Below are 24,585 nucleotides of genomic sequence, written 5' to 3'. Positions count from 1 at the left end.
CATGTCCAGATTTTTTATCGACCGTCCGATTTTTGCCTGGGTAATTGCCCTGGTCATCATGCTGGTCGGGGCACTATCGATCCTCAAACTCCCGATCAACCAGTACCCGAGCATTGCGCCTCCGGCCATTGCGATCCAGGTGACCTACCCGGGCGCATCCGCACAAACCGTGCAGGACACCGTGGTGCAGGTCATTGAGCAGCAGCTCAACGGTATCGATAACCTGCGTTATGTCTCGTCGGAAAGTAACTCCGACGGCAGCATGACCATTACCGCGACCTTCGAGCAGGGCACCAACTCCGATACCGCGCAGGTTCAGGTCCAGAACAAACTGAACCTGGCCACCCCGCTGCTGCCGCAAGAAGTGCAGCAACAGGGTATCCGCGTGACCAAGGCAGTGAAGAACTTCCTGTTGGTGATCGGCGTGGTATCGCGCGACGGCAGCATGACCAAGGACGACCTGTCCAACTACATCGTGTCGAACATGCAGGACCCGATCTCCCGGACCGCCGGTGTCGGTGACTTCCAGGTCTTCGGCTCCCAGTATGCGATGCGTGTCTGGCTCGACCCGGCCAAGCTGAACAACTTCAACCTGACGCCAGTGGACGTCAAAGCAGCCATCGCGGCGCAGAACATCCAGGTGTCTTCCGGCCAGTTGGGCGGCTTGCCTGCTGCACCCGGCCAGCAGTTGAACGCCACCATCATCGGCAAGACCCGTCTGCAGACCGCCGAGCAGTTCAACAAGATCCTGCTCAAGGTCAACAAGGACGGTTCGCAAGTGCGCCTGTCCGATGTCGCCGATGTCGGTCTGGGTGGTGAAAACTACAGCATCAACGCGCAGTTCAACGGCGCACCGGCTTCCGGTCTGGCGGTGAAACTGGCCAACGGTGCCAACGCCCTCGACACCGCGAAAGCCCTGCGCAAGACCATCGAAACCCTCAAGCCATTCTTCCCGCAAGGGATGGAAGTGGTGTTCCCGTACGACACCACGCCGGTGGTGACCGAGTCGATCAAGGGTGTGGTTGAAACCCTGGTCGAAGCGATCGTGCTGGTGTTCCTGGTGATGTTCCTGTTCCTGCAAAACTTCCGCGCCACCGTCATCACCACGATGACCGTGCCCGTGGTACTGCTGGGGACCTTCGGGATCCTCGCGGCATTCGGTTTCAGCATCAACACCCTGACCATGTTCGGTATGGTGCTGGCCATCGGCTTGCTGGTGGACGACGCCATCGTCGTGGTGGAAAACGTCGAACGGGTCATGAGCGAAGAAGGCCTGTCACCCAAGGAGGCTACCAAGAAATCCATGGGGCAGATCCAGGGTGCACTGGTCGGTATTGCCCTGGTGCTGTCGGCGGTACTGCTGCCGATGGCGTTCTTCAGCGGTTCCACCGGTGTGATCTACAAGCAGTTCTCGATCACCATCGTCTCGGCCATGGCCCTGTCGGTACTGGTCGCGCTGATCTTCACCCCGGCGCTCTGCGCGACCATGCTCAAGGCGATTCCGAAAGGCGAGCACGGCACGCCGAAACGCGGCTTCTTCGGCTGGTTCAACCGCAATTTCGACCGTGGCGTCAAAAGCTACGAACGTGGCGTGGGCAACATGCTCGCGAACAAGGCCCCGTACTTGCTGGCCTACCTCGTCATCCTGGTCGGCATGATCTGGCTGTTCACCCGCATTCCAACGGCGTTCCTGCCCGAAGAAGATCAGGGTGTACTGTTTGCTCAGGTGCAGACTCCGGCCGGCTCCAGCGCCCAGCGTACGCAAGTGGTGATCGATGAGATGCGCTCCTACCTGCTGGATAAGGAATCGAGCGCCGTGGCCTCGGTCTTTACCGTCAACGGCTTCAACTTCGCCGGTCGCGGCCAAAGCTCGGGCCTGGCGTTCATCATGCTCAAGCCGTGGGATCAGCGGGATGCGGAAAACAGCGTGTTCAAACTCGCTGCCCGCGCCCAGCAGCACTTCTTCACCTTCCGCGATGCAATGGTGTTTGCCTTCGCCCCGCCGGCGGTACTGGAACTGGGTAACGCCACCGGTTTCGACGTCTTCCTGCAAGACCGTGCCGGTATCGGTCACGACAAGCTGATGGAAGCGCGAAACCAGTTCCTCGGCATGGCCGCGCAGAGCAAGGTGCTCTACCAGGTGCGTCCGAACGGCCTGAACGACGAGCCGCAGTACCAGCTGGAAATTGATGACGAAAAGGCTAGTGCTCTGGGCATCACCCTCACCGACATCAACAGCACCCTGTCGATCGCCTTGGGCAGTAGCTACGTCAACGACTTCATCGACCGTGGTCGAGTGAAGAAAGTGTACGTGCAAGGCCAACCGGGTGCGCGTATGAGCCCGGAAGACATCAAGAAGTGGTATGTACGCAACGCCAAGGGAACCATGGTGCCTTTCTCGGCCTTCGCCAAGGGTGAGTGGATCTACGGTGCACCGAAGCTCTCGCGTTACAACGGCGTAGAAGCGATGGAAATCCTCGGTGCCCCGGCTCCGGGCTACTCCACCGGTGAAGCCATGGCGGAAGTCGAAGCCCTGGCCAAGAAACTACCGGCCGGTGTCGGTATTTCCTGGACCGGCCTGTCGTACGAAGAACGGCTGTCCGGCTCTCAGGCTCCCGCGCTGTACGCGTTGTCGCTGCTGATGGTGTTCCTGTGCCTGGCAGCGCTGTACGAAAGCTGGTCGATTCCGATCGCGGTGATGTTGGTGGTGCCTTTGGGGATCATCGGTGCATTGTTGGCAACCAGTCTGCGGGGACTCTCCAACGACGTTTACTTCCAGGTGGGCCTGTTGACGACCATTGGTCTGGCGGCGAAAAACGCCATTTTGATTGTCGAATTTGCCAAGGAACTGCATGAACAAGGGCGTAGCCTGCGCGATGCCGCAGTCGAAGCCTGCCGGATGCGTTTACGACCGATCATCATGACGTCGCTCGCTTTCGTCCTCGGTGTGGTACCACTGGCTATTTCCACGGGTGCAGGTTCGGGTAGCCAGCATGCGATCGGTACCGGGGTGATTGGCGGTATGCTCACGGCCACGATCCTGGCGATCTTCTGGGTCCCACTGTTTTTCGTCACCGTGTCGGCCATGGGGCAGCGCAAAATCGCTGACCAGGACGACGCTCTAGAACCTTCTAAAGAGGCTGGCTTATGAGCAAGTCGCTACTTTCCCTGGCTGTTGCCGCCTTCGTGCTCGGTGGTTGCTCGCTGATTCCCGATTATCAGCAGCCTGAAGCTCCGGTGGCGGGCCAGTACCCGCAAGGTCCGGCGTATTCGTCGGCCCAGGCGCCTGCCCAGGCTGCCGCCGAACAGGGCTGGAAGCAGTTTTTCCATGACCCGGCGCTGCAACAACTGATCCAGGTCGCCCTGGAAAACAACCGTGACCTGCGTGTCGCGGCGTTGAACATCGACGCCTTTGCGGCTCAATACCGCATCCAGCGTGCCGATCTGTTCCCTGCCGTGTCGGCCAACGGCACCGGCAGCCGCCAGCGGGTCCCGGCTCGGGCCTCGCAGACAGGCCAAGCGGACATCACCAGTTCCTACTCGGCCACGGTCGGCATCAGCGCCTATGAACTCGACCTGTTCGGTCGGGTTCGCAGCCTGAGCGAAGAAGCGCTGCAGAAGTACTTCGCCACTGAAGAAGCACGACGCACCACCCAGATCAGCCTGGTGGCCAGTGTGGCCAACGCCTACCTGACCTGGCAGGCCGACAAGGAACTGCTGAAACTGACCCAGGACACCCTGGCTGCGTTCGAGGAGAGCTACAAGCTCACCGCCCGCAGCAACGAAGTGGGTGTCGCCTCGGCGCTGGACCTGGCCCAGTCGCGTACCTCGGTGGAAAACGCCCGCGCGCAAATGGCCAAGTACACCCGTCAAGTCGCCCAGGATGAAAACAGCCTGGTGTTGCTGCTCGGCACTGGCGTCCCGGCCAATCTGCAAGCGGCCAAGCCATTGGCTGACGACCTGCTGAGCGAAGTGCCGGCCGGTCTGCCATCGGACTTGCTGCAACGTCGTCCGGACATCCTCCAGGCCGAATACAACCTGAAAGCCGCCAACGCCAACATCGGCGCGGCGCGGGCGGCGTTCTTCCCGAGCATCAGCCTGACGGCCAACGCCGGAACCCTGAGCCCGGACCTGTCCGGTCTGTTCAAGGGCGGTTCGGGCACCTGGCTGTTCCAGCCGCAGATCAACCTGCCGATCTTCAACGCCGGCAGCCTGCGCGCCAGCCTGGATTATTCAAAAATCCAGAAAGACATCGGCGTGGCGAACTACGAGAAGTCCATTCAAACGGCCTTCCAGGAAGTCGCCGACGGCCTGGCCGCCCGCCAGACCTACACCGATCAGTTGCAGGCCCAGCATGATTTCGTCACCGCGAACCAGGACTACTACCGTCTGGCCGAGCGTCGTTATCGCATTGGTGTCGACAGCAACCTGACCTTCCTCGATGCCCAGCGTCAGCTGTTCAGTGCTGAACAGGTACTGATCACCGACCGTCTGGCGCAACTGGTCAGTGCCGTCAATCTGTACAAGGCACTGGGCGGTGGCTGGAACGAGCAGACGGCGAAGAACGAGCCGTTGAAAGAAGAAGCGCCGAAGATGAAGTTGTTCTGATAGCGCTGTAAAACAAGAAGCCCACCGATTGGTGGGCTTTTTGTTAACCACAGGAAAGTTGTGTTGGCCTCACTGGCCTCTTCGCGAGCAGGCTCGCTCCCACAGGGGGCTACCTGTGTGTATGTCATTTGAGCCAGACACAGATCTCTTGTGGGAGCGAGCCTGCTCGCGAAGAGGCCAGCACTCACGCCACAGAACCTCAGTCCAATTCTGGTTCGATAATCGCCCACAACCCGCTTTAGCCGATTGAACCATCCGGTACATTCCCCGCACCATTCGTCGTACAAGACCAATAACAACAGGTTCGACACCATGCCCCCGCGCCCTGCCCTGTCCGGCTGATCCCGTTCGTTTTTATCCCGAATTCAAATTTTGGTCTGCAACCCCCCAAGTTGCGGCAGCGCCCCGTTTCACGCCTAAAAACTAGAGAGACCCGAGCACATGACACCTTCCAGCACGCAATACTTGTTCCCCAGCCTCATCGCCGTTGCACTGGCCAGTACGGCTCTGCCCGCCATGGCCGAGGAGTCAGGCTTTGTCGAAGGTGCCAAGGTCAACCTGAACCTGCGCAACTTCTACATCAATCGCAACTTCACCAACCCGACCAAAGCTCAGGGCAAGGCAGAAGAATGGACACAAAGCTTCATCCTCGACGCCAAGTCCGGGTTCACTCAGGGCACCGTGGGGTTCGGCATGGATGTGCTGGGGCTGTACTCGGTGAAGCTCGACGGCGGTAAAGGCACGGGCGGTACGCAATTGCTGCCGCTGGATCACGACGGTCGCCCAGCGGACAACTTCGGGCGCACCAACGTGGCGTTCAAGGCCAAGTTGTCACAGACCGAAGTGAAGGTGGGCGAATGGATGCCGGTGTTGCCGATCCTGCGTTCGGACGACGGTCGTTCCCTGCCGCAAACGTTCCGTGGTGGTCAGATCACCTCGAAGGAAATCAACGGCCTGACGCTCTACGGCGGCCAGTTCCGCGCCAACAGCCCGCGCGACGACAGCAGCATGAACGACATGTCGATGACCGGAAAACCGGCGTTCACCTCCGACCGTTTCAACTTCCAGGGCGGTGAATACGCCTTCAACGAGAAACGCACCCAGATCGGTATGTGGAACGCCGAACTCAAGGACATTTACAGCCAGCAGTACGTGAATCTGATCCACAGCCAGCCCATCGGCGACTGGACCCTGGGCGCCAACCTCGGTTTCTTCTACGGCAAGGATGACGGCAGTGCCCGGGCCGGCGAGTTGGACAACAAGACGTGGTCGGGCCTGTTCTCGGCCAAATACGGCGGCAACACCTTCTACGTCGGCCTGCAAAAACTCACCGGCGACAACGCCTGGATGCGGGTCAACGGCACCAGCGGCGGCACCCTGGCCAACGACAGTTACAACGCCAGTTATGACAATGCGAAAGAAAAATCCTGGCAGGTACGGCATGACTACAACTTCGTCGCCCTCGGCATTCCCGGCCTGACCCTGATGAACCGCTACATCAGCGGCGACAACGTCCACACCGGCACCATCACCGACGGCAAGGAATGGGGCCGCGAAAGCGAACTGGGCTACACCGTGCAGAGCGGCGCGCTAAAAGACCTCAACCTCAAATGGCGCAACTCGACCATTCGCCGCGACTTCAGCAACAACGAGTTCGATGAGAACCGGTTGATCGTCAGCTATCCGATCAGTTTGTTGTAAGGCTCAGGGACGTCTTCGCGGGCAAGTCGGATCGCCGCACCGCTCGCTCCTACAAGGGATCTTTGGTGAACGCAAATTCTGTGTTCACACCGGATAACTGTGGGAGTGAGCCTGCTCGCGATGGCGTCAGCTCAGACACCTAAAAACGCCAGGATCACTCCCGCGATTCAACCCCCAACTCATCCCACACCGACTCCGCGAGATGGAACGTCGCATTCGCTGCCGGAATGCCGCAGTAGATCGCGCTCTGCATGATCACTTCCTTGATCTCGCCGCGGGTCACGCCGTTGTTGGCGGCGGCGCGCAGGTGCAGTTTGAGTTCTTCGTTGCGGTTCATGCCGATCAGCATGGCCATGGTGATCAAGCTGCGGGTATGGCGCGGCAGCCCCGGACGGGTCCAGATGTCGCCCCAGGCGTGACGGGTGATCATTTCCTGAAATTCCGAATTGAACTCGGTCAGCGCGTTCAGGCTGCGGTCGACGTGAGCGTCACCGAGTACCGCGCGGCGGACTTTCAGGCCTTCGTCGTAACGTTGTTTCTCGTCCACAAAAAAACCCTCAATGACCTGACAAAAACGCCAACACGCGCTCGCTGAATGCAGCACCGGCCTGAACGTTGGACAGGTGCGCGGCATAGAACTCGGCGTACTCGGCGCCCTGCACATGTTCCTGAATGAAGTGCCCGCCGGACGGCGGCGTGACCGCGTCTTCGGTGCCGGCGATGACCAGCAGCGGCACCTTGATCGAGGACAGCTGATCGCGGAAATCGGCATCGCGCACGGCGGCACAGTTCGCGGCATACCCTTCAGGCGAGGTGGCCGCGAGCATGTCAGTAATCTTCTTCGCGGCAGCAGGATTGGCTTCAGCAAAATCCGCGGTGAACCAGCGCGCAATCGACGCATCACGCAAAGCGACCATGGCGGCCGGACCGTCACGCAGCACGGTTTCAATGCGCGGGTTCCATACCGACGGATCACCGATTTTCGCTGCGGTGTTGCACACCACCAGTTTGTTCAGGCGATGACCGGCGTTGATCCCCAGCCACTGGCCGATCAAGCCGCCCATGGACAGGCCGCAGAAATGTGCGCGTTCGATGTGCAACGCATCCAGCAACGCCAGCACGTCATGGCCCAGTTGCTCGATGCTGTACGGCCCCGGCGTGACCAGCGATTGGCCATGACCCCGGGTGTCGAAACGCAGCACGCGGAAATGCTCGGTGAACGCCGCAATCTGTGCGTCCCACATGTTCAGGTCGGTGCCCAGCGAGTTGGACAACACCAGCACCGGCGCATCCGCCGGTCCATCGAGTTGCGGCCCTTGTATTTGGTAGTGCAGTTCGCCCTCGGCGAGTTGTACGAAAGCCACAGCAATCTCCTTCAGGCAGTCAACGCAGAATGTTCAGCCACCGCTCGTTCGACCCAGGTATGGGCCTGACCGAGGTAATGGGCGGGGTTCAGCAGATGATCGAGTTCAGCATCCGACAGTTCGGCGGTCACTTGCGGCTCGTCGCCGAGTACCGCTCGCAGATGACGTTGTTCAGCCACGGCACGCTTGCAGCATTGCTCCAGCAAATGGTGCGCAGTGTCGCGGCCGACCCGTTGGGCGAGGACGATGCTCACCGCTTCGGCGAGCACCAGCCCTTGAGTCAGATCGAGGTTACGGGCCATGCGCTCGGCGTCCACTTCCAGTCCCTCCGCCACCAGCCGCGCCTGCTTCAGGCTGCCGGACACCAGGCAGCAAATCTCTGGCAGTGTTTCCCATTCGGCATGCCACAGGCCCAGGCTGCGCTCGTGTTCTTGGGGCATGGCGCTGAACAGGGTCGAGAGCAAACCGGGTACGCGAGTCGCAGCACCGATCAACACCGCCGCGCCCACCGGGTTGCGTTTGTGCGGCATGGTCGAAGAACCGCCCTTGCCCGGCGCAGATGGCTCGAACACTTCAGCGGCTTCGGTCTGCATCAACAGACTGATGTCACGCCCCAGTTTACCGAGGCTGCCGGCGATCAATCCCAGTACCGAGCCGAACTCCACCAAGCGATCTCGCTGGGTGTGCCAAGGTTGATCCGGTAGTGTCAGTTTCAATTCTTCAGCCAGCGCCTGGGCAATCGGCATCGCTTGCTGGCCGAGGGCCGCGAGGGTTCCGGAGGCACCGCCAAATTGCAGCACCAGCAGCCGCGGTTTGAGTTCCCGCAGACGCTGACGACTGCGAGTGACAGCGCCCAGCCAACCGGCGATTTTCATACCGAGGGTGACGGGTGTCGCGTGCTGCAACCAGGTGCGCCCGGCCAGTGGTGTGGCGACGTAACGCTGGGCTTGGCTCGAGAGGGTTTCGCCCAATTGCGCCAGATCGCTTTCGATCAGCTCCAGCGCGCCACGCAGTTGCAGCACCAGACCGGTGTCCATCACGTCCTGGCTGGTCGCGCCCAGATGCACGTAGCGCTCGGCTTCGGCATGCTTGGCCGCGATCTGCTTGCCCAACGCCTTGACCAACGGAATTGCTGAATTGCCCGCCGTGGCAATCGCCTCGCCGAGGGCGACAAAGTCGTAATGCCCGGCCTGACAGGCCGCTTCAATCGGCGCGACAGCCGTCTGCGGAATCAGCCCGACTCGCGCCTCGGCACGGGCCAGTGCCGCTTCGAAATCAAGCATCGCTTGAACCCGACCCTGATCGCAGAACACCTCACGCATGTCGCGGGCAGTGAAATAGGCATCGAACAATTGATTGCCCGGTCGCTCGTTCATAAACAGTCCCTGGAGGCGTGGGCCGGTCAGGCCCACGGGTAAAGATCAAAGGTCGTTTTCCAAATACTTCGCCTGTTTCGGCAAGCGCAGGCTGAACAGGAACGCCACCGCCATCATCACCGTCACGTACCAGTAGAAGGAGTTTTCCATGCCCCCGGCTTTGAGGCTCAGGGCCACGTATTCCGCCGAACCGCCGAAGATTGCATTCGCCACCGCATACGCCAGGCCGACGCCCAAGGCACGCACCTCCGGCGGGAACATTTCGGCTTTTACCAGGCCGCTGATGGAGGTGTAAAAACTGACGATCGCCAGCGCCACGGTAATCAGCACGAAGGCCAGGAACGGACTGCTGACGCTTTTCAGACTCAGCAGGATCGGTACGGTGAACAACGTCCCCAGAGCGCCGAACCACAGCATCGAGTTACGTCGGCCGATCTTGTCCGCGAGCATGCCGAACAGCGGCTGCATGCACATATAAAGGAACAGCGCGCCGGTCATGATGTAGCTGGCGGTCTTGGCCTGCATGCCGGCGGTGTTCACCAGGTATTTCTGCATGTACGTGGTGAAGGTGTAGAAAATCAGCGAGCCACCGGCGGTGTAACCGAGCACGGTAATGAACGCCGCCTTGTGGTCGCGGAACAGCGCACTGATGCTGCCGGCGTCCTTGTTTTCACGCATTTCCTTGCTGCTGGTTTCCTTGAGCGAGCGACGCAGGAACAGCGAAATCAACGCCGCCAACGCACCGACGACAAACGGGATCCGCCAGCCATAGGCGCGCAAATCATCCTCAGTGAGGAACTGTTGCAGGATGACCACCAGCGACACCGCCAGCAGTTGCCCACCGATCAGCGTCACGTACTGGAAGGAGGCGAAGAAACCGCGCTGGCCTTTGAGGGCCACTTCACTCATGTAGGTCGCAGTGGTGCCGTACTCACCGCCCACCGACAGGCCCTGCAACAAGCGGGCGAACAGCAGCATGATCGGCGCCCAGACGCCGATGCTGTTGTAGGTCGGCAGGCAAGCGATGAGCAACGAACCGAAGCACATCATCAGAATCGAGATCAGCATCGAATTCTTGCGCCCGTGCTTGTCCGCCAGCCGGCCGAAGATCCAGCCGCCGATGGGCCGCATCAGGAACCCGGCGGCGAACACGCCCGCCGTATTCACCAGCTGCACAGTCGGGTTATCGGACGGGAAAAAGGCAGGGGCGAAATAGATCGCGCAGAAGGCGTAGACGTAGAAGTCGAACCATTCGACGAGGTTGCCGGACGAGGCGCCGACTATCGCGAAGATCCTTTTGCTGCGCTCTTCACCGGTGTAGTGCGCTGTAGTAGCGGTGTTAGTTGTCATTGTTTTTTACTCAATGGGGACTGTGAGAGTCTAGACACACTTTGCAACAGCCCCGTTCCACAGATGCATCAGCAACACATACCCCCCCTGTAGGAGTGAGCCTGCTCGCGATAGCGGTGTGTCATTCAGCATTGATGCCACTGATACACCGCTATCGCGAGCAAGCTCGCTCCCACAGGGATTGCGGTGTTCTCAATAGTCGAAGAACACTGTCTCGGCATCCGTTCCCTGCAGGATCACATTCCACTGGTACACACCGGACGCATCTTTCTTCGCCAGCAAGGTGCTGCGACGTTCAGCCGGCACACATTCCAGCAGCGGATCCGCCACGTTGGCCGGTTCGCCATCAAAGTAAATCCGCGTCAGCAAGTGCTTCACCAACCCGCGAGCAAACACCAGCACCACCAGATGCGGCGCCTGAGTCGTGCCTTTCAAGCCTTCCACCGTGCCCGGCTTGATCGTGGTGAAACGGAAACGCCCTTCCGCATCCATCGGCACCCGGCCAAACCCTTCGAAGTTCGGGTCCAGGGGTTTGTCCTGATCGTCTTCGGGGTGGTCATACTTGCCGGCGGCGTTGGCTTGCCAGACCTCCAGCATCGCGTCGTTGACGACGTCGCCGTTGCCATCGATGACTTGCCCGGTGATCGCCACGCGCTCGCCCAGGGTTTGTTCGATGGTCAGGTCTTCGCGGTTCAGCCAGGTCAGGCCGATGTGGTAATACGGCCCGACGGTGTGGGACGTGGTCGCGTTCAGCGTCATCTTATTTCTCCATCGGCGTGGCTTCGCGGCCGCGCAAGACGATGTCCCAGCGATAACCGAGGGCATAGGAAGGGATGGTTTTTTCCAGGTCGAAACTGGCGATCAAACGCTCTTTGGCGCTGGTATCGGGTACGCAGTTGTAGATCGGGTCGTAGGCCAGCAACGGATCGCCCGGAAAATACATCTGCGTGACCAGGCGCGTCAGAATACTCGGCCCGAACAGTGAGAAATGGATGTGCGCCGGGCGCCACGCGTTGTGGTGGTTGCCCCACGGATAGGCGCCGGGCTTGATGGTCTGGAACTGGTACCAGCCATTGGCGTCGGTCACGGTGCGGCCGGTGCCGGTGAAATTCGGGTCCAGCGGCGCATCGTGCAGGTCGCGGTCATGGTTGTAGCGGCCGGCGGCATTGGCCTGCCAGATCTCCACCAGAATCCCTGGCACCGGCAAGCCATCCTCATCCAGCACGCGGCCGTGAATGATGATGCGCTCACCCAATGGCTCACCCTTGTGCTGGGCGGTCAGGTCGTTGTCCTTCTCCTGCACACGCTCGGTGCCGATGGTCGGACCGGTAATTTCCGACAGCGAATGGGGCAAAAACACCAACGGCTTGGACGGCGAGCGACGGTTGGTGGATTGATAGGCCGGGTGCAGGTATTCCGGCTGGGTGCCCTCTTGCGGGCGGCGGTAACCAGGCTTGTCAGTCATGAAGCATTCCTCAGTTCTTATTCATCAACGCTGCGCGTCAGACCCGTTCGATCGCCAAGGCCAGACCCTGGCCCACGCCGACGCACATGGTCGCCAGACCTTTCTTGCCGCCAGTCTTTTCCAGCTGATGCAGCGCGGTCAGTACCAGACGCGCGCCACTCATGCCCAACGGATGGCCCAAGGCAATGGCGCCACCGTTCGGGTTGACCTGGGCTGCGTCGTCCGCCAGCCCCAGTTCCCGCAGCACCGCCAAGCCTTGGCTGGCGAACGCTTCGTTGAGTTCGATCACATCGAAGTCGCTGACGGCCAGACCGAGGCGCTCGGTCAGTTTGCGCACCGCAGGCACCGGGCCGATGCCCATGACCCGTGGTGCAACACCGGCACTGGACATGCCAAGTACTTTGGCGCGAGCCGTCAGGCCGTGCTTTTTCACCGCTTCGGCCGAGGCCAGAATCAATGCCGCCGCACCGTCGTTCACCCCGGAAGCATTGCCGGCGGTGACGGTTTTGTCGGGACCGTTGACCGGTTTGAGTTTGGCCAGGGTTTCCAGCGTGGTGTCGGCGCGAGGATGCTCATCCTGACTGACGACACTTTCACCCTTCTTGTGGGCAATGCGTACTTCAACGATTTCTTCGGCGAAAAATCCTGCGGCTTGCGCGGCGGCTGTCCGCTGCTGGCTGCGCAGTGCGAAAGCGTCCTGATCCTCGCGGGAAATTTCGTAATCGTCAGCCACGTTATCGCCGGTCTGCGGCATCGCATCCACGCCGTATTGGGCTTTCATCAACGGGTTGATGAAGCGCCAGCCGATGGTGGTGTCTTCCAGCTTCATGTTGCGCGAGAACGCCGCGTCAGCCTTGCCCATCACGAACGGCGCGCGGGACATCGACTCGACGCCGCCGGCAATCGCCAGCTCCATTTCGCCGCTGGCGATGGCCCGGAAGGCAGTGCCAATGGCATCCATACCCGAGGCGCAGAGGCGATTGAGGGTCACGCCCGGAATGGTTTCCGGCAGGCCCGCCAGCAACAACGCCATGCGCGCCACGTTGCGGTTGTCTTCGCCGGCCTGGTTGGCGCAACCGAGGAACACCTCGTCCACCGCATTCCAGTCCACCGACGGGTTGCGCTCCATCAGCGCCTTGATTGGCACGGCGGCCAGGTCGTCGGCGCGTACCGCCGACAGGCCACCGCCGAAACGGCCGATGGGGGTACGAATCGCGTCGCAGATATAAACATCACGCATCAGGCTTCTCCGGGTGCTTGGCCGTGGGCCGCGGCAGTGCGGGCTTCCAGATCCCTGAGTGCCGTCAGTTCGACATCCGTTGGCTCGGCTGTGTTTTCAACATTTTCTGCAAAACGAATAGCCCAACCGGTAGCCGCGGTCACTTGCTCGCGGGTCACGCCTGGGTGCAACGCGGTGACCACGAATTCATGGGTGCCGGCTTCCGGTTCCATGATGCACAGGTCAGTGATGATGCCGACCGGACCGGCGCCCGGCAGGCCGAGACGCTTGCGCGAATCACCGCCCTCGCCATGGCCGACCGAGGTAATGAAGTCGAGTTTGTCGACAAAGGAACGCGCCGACTGCTTGAGGATGATCAGCACGCTTTTGGCCGAGCCAGCGATCTCCGGCGCACCGCCGGCACCCGGCAGGCGGACTTTCGGCGCGTGGTAATCGCCAACGACCGTGGTGTTGATATTGCCGAAGCGGTCGACTTGCGCGGCACCGAGGAAACCGACGTCGATGCGCCCACCCTGCAACCAATAGCGAAAAATCTCACCGGTCGGCACAACGGTGTCAGCGGTTTCCGCCAGCTCACCGTCACCGATCGACAGCGGCAGTACGCTCGGCTTGGCACCGATCGGACCCGATTCGTAGATCAGGACTACATCCGGCGAGGAAGTCAGACGCGCCAGGTTGGCGGCTTTCGACGGCAGGCCGATGCCGACGAAACACACCGAACCGTTTTTCAGACGGCGGGCAGCGGCGACGGTCATCATTTCATTGGTGGTGTAAGTCATTACTTGGCCTCCGAAGCAGCGGCCAGTTTGGCCTGGAACTCGCTGAAGTCAGCGCAGCCGTGGATGTACTCGTTGATCCACGCGGTGAAGGTTTCACGGTCGCGGGCAATCGGATCCCAAGCCTGGTAGAAACGGTTATCACGCTCGTTGTAGCCGTGAGCGTAGGACGGATGCGCGCCGCCGGGAACGTGGCAGACCGCGCTCAACGCCCAGGTCGGCAGAACGCAGGAGTTCATCGGTGCATTGAGGTCGTCGACGATTTCCTCGACGGTAACGATGCAGCGCTTGGCGGCCAGTGCCGCCTCTTTCTGTACGCCGAGAATGCCCCACAGCAACACGTTGCCTTTGCGGTCGGCTTTCTGTGCGTGAATCACGGTGATGTCCGGTCGCACCGAAGGCACGGCCGCCAACACTTCACCGGTGAATGGGCAAGTGACCGTTTTGATCAGCGGGTTGACCTTCGGCAGGTCGGAACCGGCGTAGGCACGCAGCACCGCGAACGGTAGGCCGGAAGCGCCAGCGACGTAGGCATTGGCCAGGTCGGCGTGGCTGTGTTCTTCGATTTCCAGCGCGTGGGGCCACTGCTTCTCGACGGCGTCACGCAGGCGATGCAGCGAACCGACGCCCGGGTTGCCGCCCCAGGAGAAAATCAGCTTGCGAGCACAACCGGCGCCGATCAACTGGTCGTAGATCAGGTCAGGCGTCATCCGCACCAGGGTCAGGTCTTTCTTGCCCTGGCGAATGATTTCGTGACCCGCCGCCGTAGGAATCAGGTGAGTGAAGCCTTCGAGCGCGACGGTATCGCCGTCGTTAACGAATTGCTTCACCGCGTCGTGCAGCGAAAGGATTTCAGCCATGGGGCAGGCTCCCGTTTTGTTATGAACCGACAGTGGAAGAAAAAGGCGCGATGCGCAGCGCCGGAATGACTGAAGAGTAAGCCCCTGAAAAACGCCAAACAATCCGATAATCGACTGAGTGTTCGTTTATCGAACACATTGTTGTCTCACTACCTATCCGTTTTCTGATCGTTTCCACGCGCAGCAAAGGAATGCAACCCGGGACGCTGCGCGTCCATTGAACAATCAAAAGCATCGCGAGCAGGCTCACTCCCACAGTTGACCGCGTTCCCCTGTGGGAGCGAGCCTGCTCGCGATGAGGGCCGCAAGCTCAACGAAAAATCAGAAGCCTGTCCTTAAGTCGCATCCGCATGGCTGACCATGCCTTTGATCACCACCGCCGTGGTCGCCAATGCCGCCGGAATCACCAGCGCTGTCAGCACCTGCTCGAAGTTCCAGCCCAGGCCCAACAGCGTTGCGCCCATCCACGCACCGAGAATCGCGCCAAAGCGGCCAATCCCGAGCATCCACGACACCCCGGTCGCCCGCCCCTGCGTCGGATAAAACCGCGCCGCCAATGAAGGCATCGCCGATTGCGCGCCGTTGACGCACATCCCGGCCACGAGCACCAACGTCGCCAATAGCGTGATGTTGCCCAGGCTCTGCCCTACCGCGTAGGCAAACACCCCGGCGAATAGATAGAAAATGCCGATAACCTTGTGCGGATTGAACCGGTCCATCGCCCAGCCCACGCCCACCGCGCTCAATACCCCACCAAACTGGAACAACGCACCAATGAACGCCGCCTGCTCCATGCTCGCGCCACTGTCACGCATCAGCGTCGGCAGCCAACTGGTCAGCAGATAAACGATCACCAACCCCATGAAGTAGGTCAGCCACAGCAACAAGGTGCCGGTGCTGTAGGTGCCGGAGAAAATCACCGCGAACACGTTGCGGGCCTTCACGGTTTTCTGTTCTGGCACGCTGAAGCTGGAAGCCTGAGCGACGACGATTGGATCGATGGGCGCCAGGGTCTTGCGCACTTTGTCAGTGCCGCGATTGCGGACGACGAGGTAGCGCGCCGATTCCGGCAGCCAGAACAGCAATACGACGGCGAGGATCAGCGGCAAAATCCCGCCGATCATCAGCAGACTGTGCCAGCCAAACGCCGGGATCAGTTTGGCGGAAATGAAACCGCCGCCCGCCATGCCGAGATTGAAGCCGCAGAACATGCTGGTCACCAGCAGGGATTTCTTGCGCTCCGGGGTGTATTCGGACAGCAGCGTCGTGGCGTTCGGCATGCCGGCGCCAAGGCCCAGGCCAGTGAGGAAACGCAGCACCAGCAACTGATCGACGTTGGTGCTGTAAGCCGAAGCCAGGCTGAACGCGCCGAACAACAGCACCGCGCCTACCAGTACGACTTTTCGCCCGAAGCGGTCAGCCAATGGGCCAGAACCCAGTGCGCCAAAGACCATGCCGATCAACGCCGCGCTCATCACCGGGCCGAGACTGGCGCGGTCGATGCCCCAATCCTGAGACAGGGCGGGCGCAATGAAACCCATGGCCGCCGTGTCGAGGCCATCGAGGAAAACAATCAGGAAACACAGGATCACCACTCGCCATTGGTAGCGCGAAATGGGTTGAGCATTGATGAAGGACTGCACGTCGAGGCAGTTTCCTACAGCAGACTGAGGCTGGTTCATTATTTTTATTCCACGCAAAGAACGCAGTCGAACAGGTGCCAGCCGAGGCTGACGCTGTCACAAGAAAGAGGTGTCGGGATCAGGCGATGCGGTTCCGGCAGGGAAACCGTTGGGAACAGCGACAGTCGGGAAACGTACGCATGGGAGGTGCCTCTTCTCATTATTATTGGGGTCGTCGCCCGGCAATGGAGCGAGAACAGCAGCGCCGGATGACGCTGCCGCGACATTAATGATCCAAGGGAAAGAGCGTCAATTCGATAAACGCGACTCTGTGCGTTTATCGAACAGCTTAGGCGAAGAGTTGCGCGCTGAGGTCGCGACTCGCGCTCAGGAGGCCAGGCAGGAAACGTTGTTCCAGCTCGTTGCGGCTGACTCGACCGGCGTGGGTACTGACGTTTAGCGCCGCGACCACTTGGCCGGAAGCGTCGTACACCGGAACGGCAATCGAGCGCAGCCCCTGCTCCAGTTCCTGATCGACGATGCACCAGCCTTGCTGCCGCACCTCTTGCAGGCATTCGAGCAACGCCTCGGGGGTGTGCAAGGTTCGACTGGTCTTGGCTTGCAACTCTGCATGGTCGAGGTACTCGCGCAGTGACGTATCGTCCAGCGCCGCGAGAAGAATCCGACCCATCGAGGTGCAATAGGCGGGCAGACGTCCACCCACTGACAGGTCGACGGAAATCAGTCGCTGGGTGGTGGCCGAACGAGCGATGTACAAGATGTCATCGCCTTCCAGAGTGGCCATGTTGCAGGCTTCATGCAGTTGCTCACTCATGCGGTCCAGGTAGGGCTGGGCGGAAACCGCCAACGGCGTCGAGGACACATAGGCATGGCCAAGCGTCAGCACTTTGGGCAGCAGCGAATACGTGCGGCCGTCGGTGGTGGCGTAGCCGAGTTTGATCAGCGTGTGCAGGCAACGTCGCACAGCGGCGCGGGGAATTTCCGTGCGGTGACTGATCTGGGCGATGGTGAGGTGACGTTTGCGTTCCTGGAACGCTTGCACCACGGCCAGGCCACGGGCCAGTGAGGTCATGAAATCCGGGTCGCCGGTCAGTGCCTGAATCCGCTTGGCGGGCGAGGCAACGATCGGCGGAGCCACTGAAGCGAAGGAATTGCGCATTTGATCGTTCATATAAGGTCCTTTTCCACGCGGATCAACGGCTATTACAAGCGGCAGCCGGTCCCTCACACAACCCCGGGCAGCCAAGACTGTGCGATTATCGAACCATCGGCCGATAATCGCAATCGACTCCCACCAGGACCAGCCGATTTTTGAGCGGGCTTGTACCTGTTTTTACACTGGATCTGACGCAGACTAGAAGTGGTCGATGTAATTGTCCTAACTTGTTCGACTTAATGGCGTCAGAAAGACATCACTGTAACGTCGTGCCGCCGAACGACCTAGTTAGCCGTATAAAGTTGCGAGTAACAAAACAATCACACATCAAGACCCACTTTTAACTCTTTGGCGATAGTGTTCTTCGAATCGACCGCTATAATGAAATTCAGTGGTGACCGGTTTTTAATTGCCGATTCCGCCATCCGGTAGCGCGATGTTCCATCGCCGTTACCCGCAGCTAGCGCCTGACACTCATTTCATATGCTTCGCCAAGGCGTTCGCTGAAACAGGAAACTGATGCTGCGTCAGCTGTTTATCTCTGGTGTCGTGGCCGCCTGCAACATGGAAGTAATTGATCGCAATGCCGTAAAAAATGATGCCTTTGCGGGCCTTGTCCATTCGGTGAGCGTGGTTAAATACATTTGATGCAGCGCGTTTCACCAGAATTCAACTCAACTCAATCAGGTAGCACTGTGACGAAAGACGAACTGCGCGCGGAACTTGAGCGCCAGGAACAACGTTACAAGGAAGTTTACGGCGGGGAAGTCACCACCTACGCCGCTCAGCCCGAACCGGAACGCAAACCCTGGCGTAAACGCGCCACCGTTCAGGATCAGGCTTTCACTCAAGAATTGCAGAAAATGGAAAAGGAACTCAAAGCCGAAGAGCCATAAGCCCTCGGCCTGAATCCTTTCAAGGGTCTGCGTCTGCATCCGTTAAAAACGGGATGTATCGATGATGCCTTTCGCGCCCGCTACAAGCGGGCAGCGGCCACCTCACCCATCGGATGAGGCAAATGGCTCATGTCTGGCCCTCTTTTCAGATATTTCACACAAGCGTTCAAACCTCTTGCTCCGACGAGAAGACGCCTTGTGGCTGCGGCCTTTTCAAAGAAATTCAATGACTTGCAAAACCCAGTAAAAACCTGGGGTTTTGGCTGCTGCCACAAATTAATTCGTTGAAGAATGTTACCGATGAGCAGCAAGTGCATTGATTAGCAGTCTTTTCTGGCATAATCGCGCCCCCTTACGACCGGGTCAGAAAACCTTCATGATCGATTTATTCAGCGGACTAGATGCTTGGGTGCTTGTGAGCCTCTTGCTCGCCCTGGCCTTTGTCCTCGCCTTCGAGTTCATCAACGGCTTTCATGACACCGCTAACGCGGTGGCCACTGTTATCTACACCAAAGCCATGCCGCCTCATCTGGCAGTGTTCTTTTCCGGTGTGTTCAACTTTCTCGGCGTGCTGCTGGGCGGTGTCGGCGTGGCGTATGCCATCGTCCACCTGCTGCCGGTAGAACTGCTGATCAATGTGAACACCGGTCACGGGCTGGCCATGGTGTTCTCGTTGCTCGCCGCCGCCATCACCTGGAACCTGGGCACCTGGTACTTCGGTATCCCGGCTTCCAGCTCCCATACGCTGATCGGGTCGATCCTCGGTGTCGGCCTTGCCAACGCCTTGATCAACGATATTCCGTTGGCTGATGGCGTGAACTGGCAGAAAGCGATCGATATCGGTGCGTCCCTGGTGTTCTCGCCAATGGCCGGTTTCATCGTTGCCGCTCTGGTGCTGATCGGACTGAAATGGTGGCGCCCACTGTCGAAGATGCACAAGACGCCGGACCAGCGCCGCAAGCTCGATGACAAGAAGCACCCACCATTCTGGAACCGTCTGGTATTGGTGATCTCGGCCATGGCCGTGAGCTTCGTGCATGGTTCCAACGATGGCCAGAAAGGTATCGGCCTGATCATGCTGGTGCTGATCGGTATCGTGCCGGCGCAGTTCGTACTCGACCTGGGCAGCACAACCTACCAGATCGAACGGACTCGCGACGCAACCCTGCACCTGAGCCAGTTCTACAAGCGCAATGCCGATACGCTGGGTGAGTTCCTGGCCCTGGGCAAAAGCGTGGAAGGCGACCTGCCGGAGAAATTCCGTTGCAATCCGCAACAGACCGAACCGACCATCACCGCGCTGCTCGGCACCCTTAAAGGTGTAGCGGACTACCACTCGCTGCCGTCGGAAAGCCGCATCGAAGTGCGTCGCTACCTGCTCTGCCTGGACGACACGGCGAAGAAAGTCAGCAAGCTTCCTGGTCTCGCTGCCCGTGAAAAGGCTGACCTGGACAAGCTGCGCAAAGACCTGACCACCACCACCGAATACGCCCCGTTCTGGGTGATTCTGGCGGTCGCCCTGGCCCTCGGCCTGGGTACCATGGTGGGCTGGAAGCGCGTGGTTCTGACCATCGGCGAGAAGATCGGCAAGCAGGGCATGACCTACGCTCAAGGCATGTCTGCGCAGATCACCACCGCGTGCATGATCGGCCTGGCCAACATCTTCAGCCTGCCGGTTTCCACCACCCACGTCCTGTCGTCGGGCGTGGCCGGCACCATGGTCGCCAATAAAAGCGGCCTGCAAGGTGGCACCGTCAGAACCATCCTGCTGGCCTGGGTCCTGACCCTGCCAGCCACAGTGGCCCTGTCGGCCGGTCTGTTCTGGCTGGCGTCGAAGGCATTGGGCAGCTGATACATCGCTGCAACGAAAAAGGCGCGCCTCGTAAGAGCCGCGCCTTTTTCATGCCTGCTGGAAAGTAGATCGTTCCCACGCTCTGCGTGGGAATGCCTCAAGGGACGCTCCGCGTTCCAGCTTTCGAAAGGGACGCGGAGCGTCCCGGGCTGCATTCCCACGCAGAGCGTGGGAACGATCAGGCATAGGTCGGCGTATTCCGATAGATTTTCAGACACAAAAAAAAGGGCAACCGAAGTTGCCCAAAATGCCTTGCGTGCTCATTGCTTCCAGAAAGACCTACGGTTTGCGCTTATGCGAATCCTTCCAGATAAAAAATCCAAACCCTGCAAAAAACAGAACCATGAGGCCGACTGTCAGCACTCCGGCGATCACCACGTTGTCTAAAAACATGACTGGCCTCCTGCACTTGCCTTGTTGCGATGGGGCTAAGTTAACCAATCAGGCAGGAGAAGAAATTGACCGGGATCAATGTCGCCCGAGACTGGGCGTAAAGGAGGGGGAATAACTGACCTGCATCAACCGATGCAGGGTGTTTCAACGCTTTTTCGGTTTATTCTTCGGCTTTTTCTTCGCTTTACCCAACGGCATGGCGTGCTCGAACGCCTGGCGCACTTCGTTCAGGCGCTTTTCATTAAGGTCATGAACCCGCTTGGCGCGTTCGGCGTTGAGGTCGATCAGCTTGTCGTCTTGGCTCATGGTGCTCAGTGCATCGCCTGGAATGAAATTCAGTTGCCGCATCTGCAGGCAAGGATGTGCCAATAATGCGGTCTGATGGCGGCGCTGACCAGTCGTGACCTCAAATCTGGATATCGACCCACAAACCCTGACGTGGCTGATCTTCCATCAATGGCGCCACCGGCACGGTATTGTCAGCATTGAGCTCGTCACCGGGAATCGCCAGGTGCACTTCAGGATCTTCATCGGCTTCGCGGCGGCGCCTTTGCTGTTCCTGCTTGCGACGCTGTTCCTCGCGCAGCTGAAACCCCGCCTCTTCCGGATCGCGCTGTTGCAGGTCGATGGTGCTTTCGTTGGAGCTTTCCTGCACCGGCACCACGGGGGGAATATCCGGCCGCTGGCGAATCGGATCCTGCTGTGAGGTGATTGGCACGGCACTCAAGGGGAGCATCGGTAGAAGCATAATTATTAGTCTCCTGTCAGCAGGCTGTCGGCTGAGGGGATGGCGACTTGAGCCATCGGTCGCAAACTGTGACCCGTTTGGCACGAATAGGTGCCCCGACCTGCAAGCGCTGCATCGTTGGACTAACGTAAGACTTCGGGTTTTTATGAGAGTCCTTTGGCCCTGAAGCCCTCATTCCGTTAAGATAGCCCGCTTTTTCAAGGTGGGAGTCAGGCAGCATGGCGCAGCAGTATCAACCGGGGCAACGCTGGATCAGTGACAGCGAAGCCGAGCTGGGTTTAGGCACCGTTCTGGCACAGGACGGCCGCTTGTTGACCGTGCTCTACCCGGCCACTGGCGAGACTCGCCAGTACGCGCTACGGAATGCGCCCCTCACCCGCGTGCGGTTTTCGCCGGGTGACTCGATCACTCACTTCGAAGGCTGGAAACTGACCGTACAAGAAGTCGACGACGTCGACGGCCTGCTGGTTTACCACGGCCTCAACGGGCATAACGAAGTGGTTACCCTGCCGGAAACCCAACTGTCGAACTTCATTCAGTTCCGTCTGGCCAGCGATCGTTTGTTCGCCGGGCAGATCGACCCGCTGGCCTGGTTCTCCCTGCGCTACAACACCCTGGAACACACCAGTCGCCAGTTGCAGTCTGCGCTTTGGGGCCTCGGTGGCGTGCGTGCGCAACCGATCGCGCACCAGCTGCACATCGCCCGTGAAGTCGCTGACCGCATTGCGCCGCGGGTTTTGCTGGCAGACGAAGTGGGCCTGGGCAAAACCATCGAAGCCGGTCTGGTGATCCATCGCCAACTGCTCTCGGGCCGCGCCAACCGCGTGCTGATCCTGGTTCCGGAGAACCTTCAGCACCAGTGGCTGGTCGAGATGCGCCGCCGCTTCAACCTGCAAGTCGCGCTGTTCGACGAAGAACGCTTCATCGAAAGCGATGCCGCCAACCCGTTCGAAGACACCCAGCTCGCGCTGGTTGCACTCGAGTGGCTGGTGGAAGACGAGAAGGCCCAGGACGCACTGTTCGCCGCCGGTTGGGACCTGATGGTCGTCGACGAAGCGCACCACCTGGTGTGGCACGAAGACAAGGCCAGCCCGGAGTATTCGCTGGTTGAGCAACTGGCCGAAGTCATTCCCGGCGTCCTGCTGCTGACCGCGACCCCGGAACAACTGGGTCAGGACAGCCACTTTGCGCGTCTGCGCCTGCTCGATCCGAACCGTTTCCATGACCTGCACGCCTTCCGCGCCGAGAGCGAAAACTATCGCCCGGTGGCCGAAGCCGTTCAGGAGTTGCTGGACAAGGGGCGCCTGTCGCCTGAAGCGCACAAGACCATCCACGGTTTCCTCGGCAACGAAGGCGAAGCCTTGCTGACTGCGGTCAACGATGGCGACACCGAAGCCAGCGCCCGTCTGGTCCGCGAACTGCTGGACCGCCACGGTACCGGCCGCGTGCTGTTTCGCAACACCCGCGCCGCCGTGCAGGGTTTCCCGGAGCGCAAGCTGCATCCGTACCCGCTGCCATGCCCCGACGAATACCTCGAACTGCCGTTGGGCGATCACGCCGAGCTGTACCCGGAAGTCAGCTTCCAGGCCCAGCCGGACGCCAACGAAGAAGAACGCTGGTGGAAATTCGACCCACGCGTCGAGTGGCTGATCGACACGCTGAAGATGCTCAAGCGCACCAAAGTGCTGGTGATCTGCGCCCACGCCGAAACCGCCATGGACCTGGAAGACGCACTGCGCGTGCGTTCCGGCATCCCGGCCACGGTCTTCCACGAAGGCATGAACATCCTCGAGCGTGACCGCGCCGCAGCCTACTTCGCCGACGAAGAATTTGGCGCGCAAGTGCTGATCTGCTCGGAAATCGGCAGTGAAGGTCGTAACTTCCAGTTCTCGCACCACTTGGTGCTGTTCGATCTGCCATCGCACCCGGACCTGCTCGAGCAGCGTATCGGCCGTCTGGACCGGATCGGCCAGAAGCACATCATCGAACTGCACGTGCCGTACCTGGAAACCAGCCCGCAACAGCGCCTGTTCCAGTGGTACCACGAAGCGCTGAACGCGTTCCTCAACACTTGCCCGACCGGCAATGCCTTGCAGCATCAGTTCGGCCCGCGCCTGCTGCCGCTGCTGGAAAACGCCGATGACGGCGAGTGGCAAGCGCTGATCGACGAAGCCCGCGCCGAGCGTGAACGCCTGGAAGCCGAGTTGCACTCTGGCCGCGACCGCTTGCTGGAGCTCAACTCCGGCGGTGCTGGCGAAGGTGATGCACTGGTCGAAGACATCCTCGAGCAAGACGATCAGTTCGCCCTGCCGATCTACATGGAAACCCTGTTCGACGCCTTCGGCATCGACAGCGAAGACCATTCGGAAAACGCGCTGATCCTCAAGCCGAGCGAAAAAATGCTCGACGCCAGCTTCCCACTGGGCGACGACGAAGGCGTGACCATCACGTACGACCGCAACCAGGCGCTGTCTCGCGAAGACATGCAGTTCATTACCTGGGAGCACCCGATGGTTCAGGGCGGCATGGACCTGGTCCTGTCCGGCTCCATGGGCAACACCGCCGTGGCGCTGATCAAGAACAAGGCGCTGAAACCTGGCACCGTGTTGCTGGAACTGCTTTACGTCAGCGAAGTGGTTGCTCCGCGCTCGCTGCAATTGGGTCGTTACCTGCCGCCGGCCGCCCTGCGCTGCCTGCTCGATGCCAACGGTAATGACCTGTCGGCCCGGGTGTCGTTCGAAACCCTTAACGATCAGCTGGAAAGCGTGCCGCGTGCCAGCGCCAACAAGTTCATCCAGGCCCAGCGCGATCAGCTGACGCCACGGATCAACGCCGGCGAAGAGAAAATCTTCCCGCGTCACGCCGAGCGCGTGGCTGAGGCGCAGCGTCGTCTGGCCGCCGACACCGACGAAGAACTGGCGCGCCTGACCGCGTTGCAAGCGGTCAACCCGACCGTGCGTGACAGCGAACTGGTTGCCCTGCGCAAGCAACGCGAGCAAGGCCTGGCCATGCTCGACAAGGCTGCGCTGCGACTGGAAGCGATTCGGGTGTTGGTGGCGGGTTAACGCCCCTGCTCTGCCCCGCTAAAACAAAAAGGCCCGCAGCGATGCGGGCCTTTTTTTGCCTGGTTGATTGTTGCTGTGCTGCTGATGACCTC

Annotated in this window: 21 protein-coding genes; 7 read left to right on the top strand and 14 right to left on the bottom strand. The window is 60.1% G+C overall.

The genetic code is table 11. The features are described 5' to 3' along the window. Position 1: 1 nt before the first annotated feature. The 3 genes from emhB to AC3IUE_RS06955 all read left to right on the top strand — a co-directional run bounded on the left by emhB (position 2) and on the right by AC3IUE_RS06955 (position 6,309). Positions 2-3,151: an efflux RND transporter permease subunit EmhB gene (emhB, locus tag AC3IUE_RS06965; RefSeq protein ID WP_056739344.1), complete on the top strand. Its 3,150-nt coding sequence runs from the start codon at positions 2-4 to the stop codon at positions 3,149-3,151. After that, positions 3,148-4,608 (top strand): efflux RND transporter outer membrane subunit EmhC, encoded by a 1,461-nt coding sequence (emhC, locus tag AC3IUE_RS06960; protein WP_489266388.1) that lies wholly within the window; start codon positions 3,148-3,150, stop codon positions 4,606-4,608. The genes emhB and emhC overlap by 4 nt, the downstream gene beginning before the upstream one ends. A 441-nt stretch (positions 4,609-5,049) precedes the next feature. After that, positions 5,050-6,309, top strand: a complete 1,260-nt coding sequence (locus AC3IUE_RS06955) for an OprD family porin (RefSeq protein ID WP_489266386.1) — start codon at positions 5,050-5,052, stop codon at positions 6,307-6,309. A gap of 154 nt (positions 6,310-6,463) precedes the next feature. On the opposite strand, the gene pcaC is transcribed toward AC3IUE_RS06955, so the two are convergent. From pcaC to pcaR, 11 genes are all read right to left on the bottom strand, one after another. Next, on the bottom strand, positions 6,464-6,856 hold the full coding sequence (gene pcaC, locus AC3IUE_RS06950; protein ID WP_033060940.1) for a 4-carboxymuconolactone decarboxylase: 393 nt from the start codon (positions 6,854-6,856) through the stop codon (positions 6,464-6,466). Between the two features lie 10 nt (positions 6,857-6,866). After that, complete coding sequence (pcaD, locus tag AC3IUE_RS06945) at positions 6,867-7,673, bottom strand: 3-oxoadipate enol-lactonase (RefSeq protein WP_489266384.1); 807 nt, start codon at positions 7,671-7,673, stop codon at positions 6,867-6,869. An 11-nt stretch (positions 7,674-7,684) separates the two neighbouring features. After that, complete coding sequence (locus AC3IUE_RS06940; RefSeq protein ID WP_489266382.1) at positions 7,685-9,049, bottom strand: 3-carboxy-cis,cis-muconate cycloisomerase; 1,365 nt, start codon at positions 9,047-9,049, stop codon at positions 7,685-7,687. Between the two features lie 45 nt (positions 9,050-9,094). Further along, entirely contained in the window at positions 9,095-10,399 is a 1,305-nt protein-coding gene (locus AC3IUE_RS06935) for an MFS family transporter (protein WP_489266380.1), read from the bottom strand. Positions 10,400-10,591: 192 nt separating this feature from the next. Then, positions 10,592-11,158 (bottom strand): protocatechuate 3,4-dioxygenase subunit alpha, encoded by a 567-nt coding sequence (gene pcaG, locus AC3IUE_RS06930; protein ID WP_489266378.1) that lies wholly within the window; start codon positions 11,156-11,158, stop codon positions 10,592-10,594. Between the two features lies 1 nt (position 11,159). Next, complete coding sequence (pcaH, locus tag AC3IUE_RS06925) at positions 11,160-11,864, bottom strand: protocatechuate 3,4-dioxygenase subunit beta (RefSeq protein ID WP_489266376.1); 705 nt, start codon at positions 11,862-11,864, stop codon at positions 11,160-11,162. Between the two features lie 37 nt (positions 11,865-11,901). After that, positions 11,902-13,107, bottom strand: coding sequence for a 3-oxoadipyl-CoA thiolase (gene pcaF, locus AC3IUE_RS06920; protein ID WP_489268761.1), 1,206 nt, complete (start codon positions 13,105-13,107; stop codon positions 11,902-11,904). Then, complete coding sequence (locus tag AC3IUE_RS06915; RefSeq protein WP_489266374.1) at positions 13,104-13,883, bottom strand: CoA-transferase subunit beta; 780 nt, start codon at positions 13,881-13,883, stop codon at positions 13,104-13,106. The genes pcaF and AC3IUE_RS06915 overlap by 4 nt, the downstream gene beginning before the upstream one ends. Then, entirely contained in the window at positions 13,883-14,740 is an 858-nt protein-coding gene (locus AC3IUE_RS06910) for a CoA transferase subunit A (protein WP_007947285.1), read from the bottom strand. Before AC3IUE_RS06910 ends, AC3IUE_RS06915 begins: the two co-directional genes overlap by 1 nt. Positions 14,741-15,075: 335 nt before the next feature. Beyond that, positions 15,076-16,422, bottom strand: a complete 1,347-nt coding sequence (gene pcaK, locus AC3IUE_RS06905; protein WP_489266372.1) for a 4-hydroxybenzoate transporter PcaK — start codon at positions 16,420-16,422, stop codon at positions 15,076-15,078. A 289-nt stretch (positions 16,423-16,711) separates the two neighbouring features. Then, positions 16,712-17,554, bottom strand: coding sequence for a pca regulon transcriptional regulator PcaR (gene pcaR, locus AC3IUE_RS06900; protein WP_008147316.1), 843 nt, complete (start codon positions 17,552-17,554; stop codon positions 16,712-16,714). A 504-nt stretch (positions 17,555-18,058) separates the two neighbouring features. Between pcaR and AC3IUE_RS06895 the strand changes: the two genes are divergently transcribed. From AC3IUE_RS06895 to AC3IUE_RS06885, 3 genes are all read left to right on the top strand, one after another. Then, complete coding sequence (locus AC3IUE_RS06895) at positions 18,059-18,187, top strand: hypothetical protein (protein WP_489266369.1); 129 nt, start codon at positions 18,059-18,061, stop codon at positions 18,185-18,187. 47 nt (positions 18,188-18,234) lie between these two features. Then, the gene (locus AC3IUE_RS06890; protein ID WP_007935837.1) at positions 18,235-18,435 is read left to right on the top strand and encodes a hypothetical protein; all 201 of its coding nucleotides are present in this window, start codon (positions 18,235-18,237) and stop codon (positions 18,433-18,435) included. A 376-nt stretch (positions 18,436-18,811) separates the two neighbouring features. Next, positions 18,812-20,287, top strand: a complete 1,476-nt coding sequence (locus tag AC3IUE_RS06885; RefSeq protein WP_056739323.1) for an inorganic phosphate transporter — start codon at positions 18,812-18,814, stop codon at positions 20,285-20,287. Between the two features lie 279 nt (positions 20,288-20,566). Here AC3IUE_RS06885 and ccoM read toward each other — a convergent pair whose 3' ends face one another. From ccoM to AC3IUE_RS06870, 3 genes are all read right to left on the bottom strand, one after another. After that, positions 20,567-20,680, bottom strand: a complete 114-nt coding sequence (gene ccoM / locus AC3IUE_RS06880; protein WP_318183103.1) for a cytochrome c oxidase subunit CcoM — start codon at positions 20,678-20,680, stop codon at positions 20,567-20,569. Positions 20,681-20,824: 144 nt separating this feature from the next. After that, complete coding sequence (locus AC3IUE_RS06875; RefSeq protein WP_095128014.1) at positions 20,825-20,986, bottom strand: hypothetical protein; 162 nt, start codon at positions 20,984-20,986, stop codon at positions 20,825-20,827. 100 nt (positions 20,987-21,086) lie between these two features. Then, a complete protein-coding gene (locus tag AC3IUE_RS06870; RefSeq protein WP_489266366.1) occupies positions 21,087-21,428 on the bottom strand; it encodes an aspartate-semialdehyde dehydrogenase in 342 nt (113 codons plus the stop codon). 218 nt (positions 21,429-21,646) lie between these two features. Between AC3IUE_RS06870 and rapA the strand changes: the two genes are divergently transcribed. Then, positions 21,647-24,493, top strand: coding sequence for an RNA polymerase-associated protein RapA (gene rapA, locus AC3IUE_RS06865; RefSeq protein ID WP_489266364.1), 2,847 nt, complete (start codon positions 21,647-21,649; stop codon positions 24,491-24,493). Positions 24,494-24,585: the final 92 nt, after the last annotated feature.

This window comes from Pseudomonas sp. GL_093, assembly GCF_057837605.1.
Note: the sequence above shows the minus strand (reverse complement) of the source record. Positions and strands in the feature narration are given on the sequence as shown.

Excerpts from the sequence above, each read along its gene's own strand:
- rapA (WP_489266364.1), top strand. The coding sequence starts at position 21,647 with ATGGCGCAGCAGTATCAACCGGGGCAACGCTGGATCAGTGACAGCGAA.
- pcaK (WP_489266372.1), bottom strand. The coding sequence starts at position 16,422 with ATGAACCAGCCTCAGTCTGCTGTAGGAAACTGCCTCGACGTGCAGTCC.
- AC3IUE_RS06895 (WP_489266369.1), top strand. The coding sequence starts at position 18,059 with ATGCTGCGTCAGCTGTTTATCTCTGGTGTCGTGGCCGCCTGCAACATG.
- AC3IUE_RS06955 (WP_489266386.1), top strand. The coding sequence starts at position 5,050 with ATGACACCTTCCAGCACGCAATACTTGTTCCCCAGCCTCATCGCCGTT.
- pcaH (WP_489266376.1), bottom strand. The coding sequence starts at position 11,864 with ATGACTGACAAGCCTGGTTACCGCCGCCCGCAAGAGGGCACCCAGCCG.
- ccoM (WP_318183103.1), bottom strand. The coding sequence starts at position 20,680 with ATGTTTTTAGACAACGTGGTGATCGCCGGAGTGCTGACAGTCGGCCTC.
- AC3IUE_RS06870 (WP_489266366.1), bottom strand. The coding sequence starts at position 21,428 with ATGCTTCTACCGATGCTCCCCTTGAGTGCCGTGCCAATCACCTCACAG.
- AC3IUE_RS06935 (WP_489266380.1), bottom strand. The coding sequence starts at position 10,399 with ATGACAACTAACACCGCTACTACAGCGCACTACACCGGTGAAGAGCGC.
- AC3IUE_RS06915 (WP_489266374.1), bottom strand. The coding sequence starts at position 13,883 with ATGACTTACACCACCAATGAAATGATGACCGTCGCCGCTGCCCGCCGT.
- pcaG (WP_489266378.1), bottom strand. The coding sequence starts at position 11,158 with ATGACGCTGAACGCGACCACGTCCCACACCGTCGGGCCGTATTACCAC.
- emhB (WP_056739344.1), top strand. The coding sequence starts at position 2 with ATGTCCAGATTTTTTATCGACCGTCCGATTTTTGCCTGGGTAATTGCC.
- AC3IUE_RS06875 (WP_095128014.1), bottom strand. The coding sequence starts at position 20,986 with ATGAGCCAAGACGACAAGCTGATCGACCTCAACGCCGAACGCGCCAAG.
- AC3IUE_RS06940 (WP_489266382.1), bottom strand. The coding sequence starts at position 9,049 with ATGAACGAGCGACCGGGCAATCAATTGTTCGATGCCTATTTCACTGCC.
- AC3IUE_RS06910 (WP_007947285.1), bottom strand. The coding sequence starts at position 14,740 with ATGGCTGAAATCCTTTCGCTGCACGACGCGGTGAAGCAATTCGTTAAC.
- emhC (WP_489266388.1), top strand. The coding sequence starts at position 3,148 with ATGAGCAAGTCGCTACTTTCCCTGGCTGTTGCCGCCTTCGTGCTCGGT.
- AC3IUE_RS06885 (WP_056739323.1), top strand. The coding sequence starts at position 18,812 with ATGATCGATTTATTCAGCGGACTAGATGCTTGGGTGCTTGTGAGCCTC.
- pcaR (WP_008147316.1), bottom strand. The coding sequence starts at position 17,554 with ATGAACGATCAAATGCGCAATTCCTTCGCTTCAGTGGCTCCGCCGATC.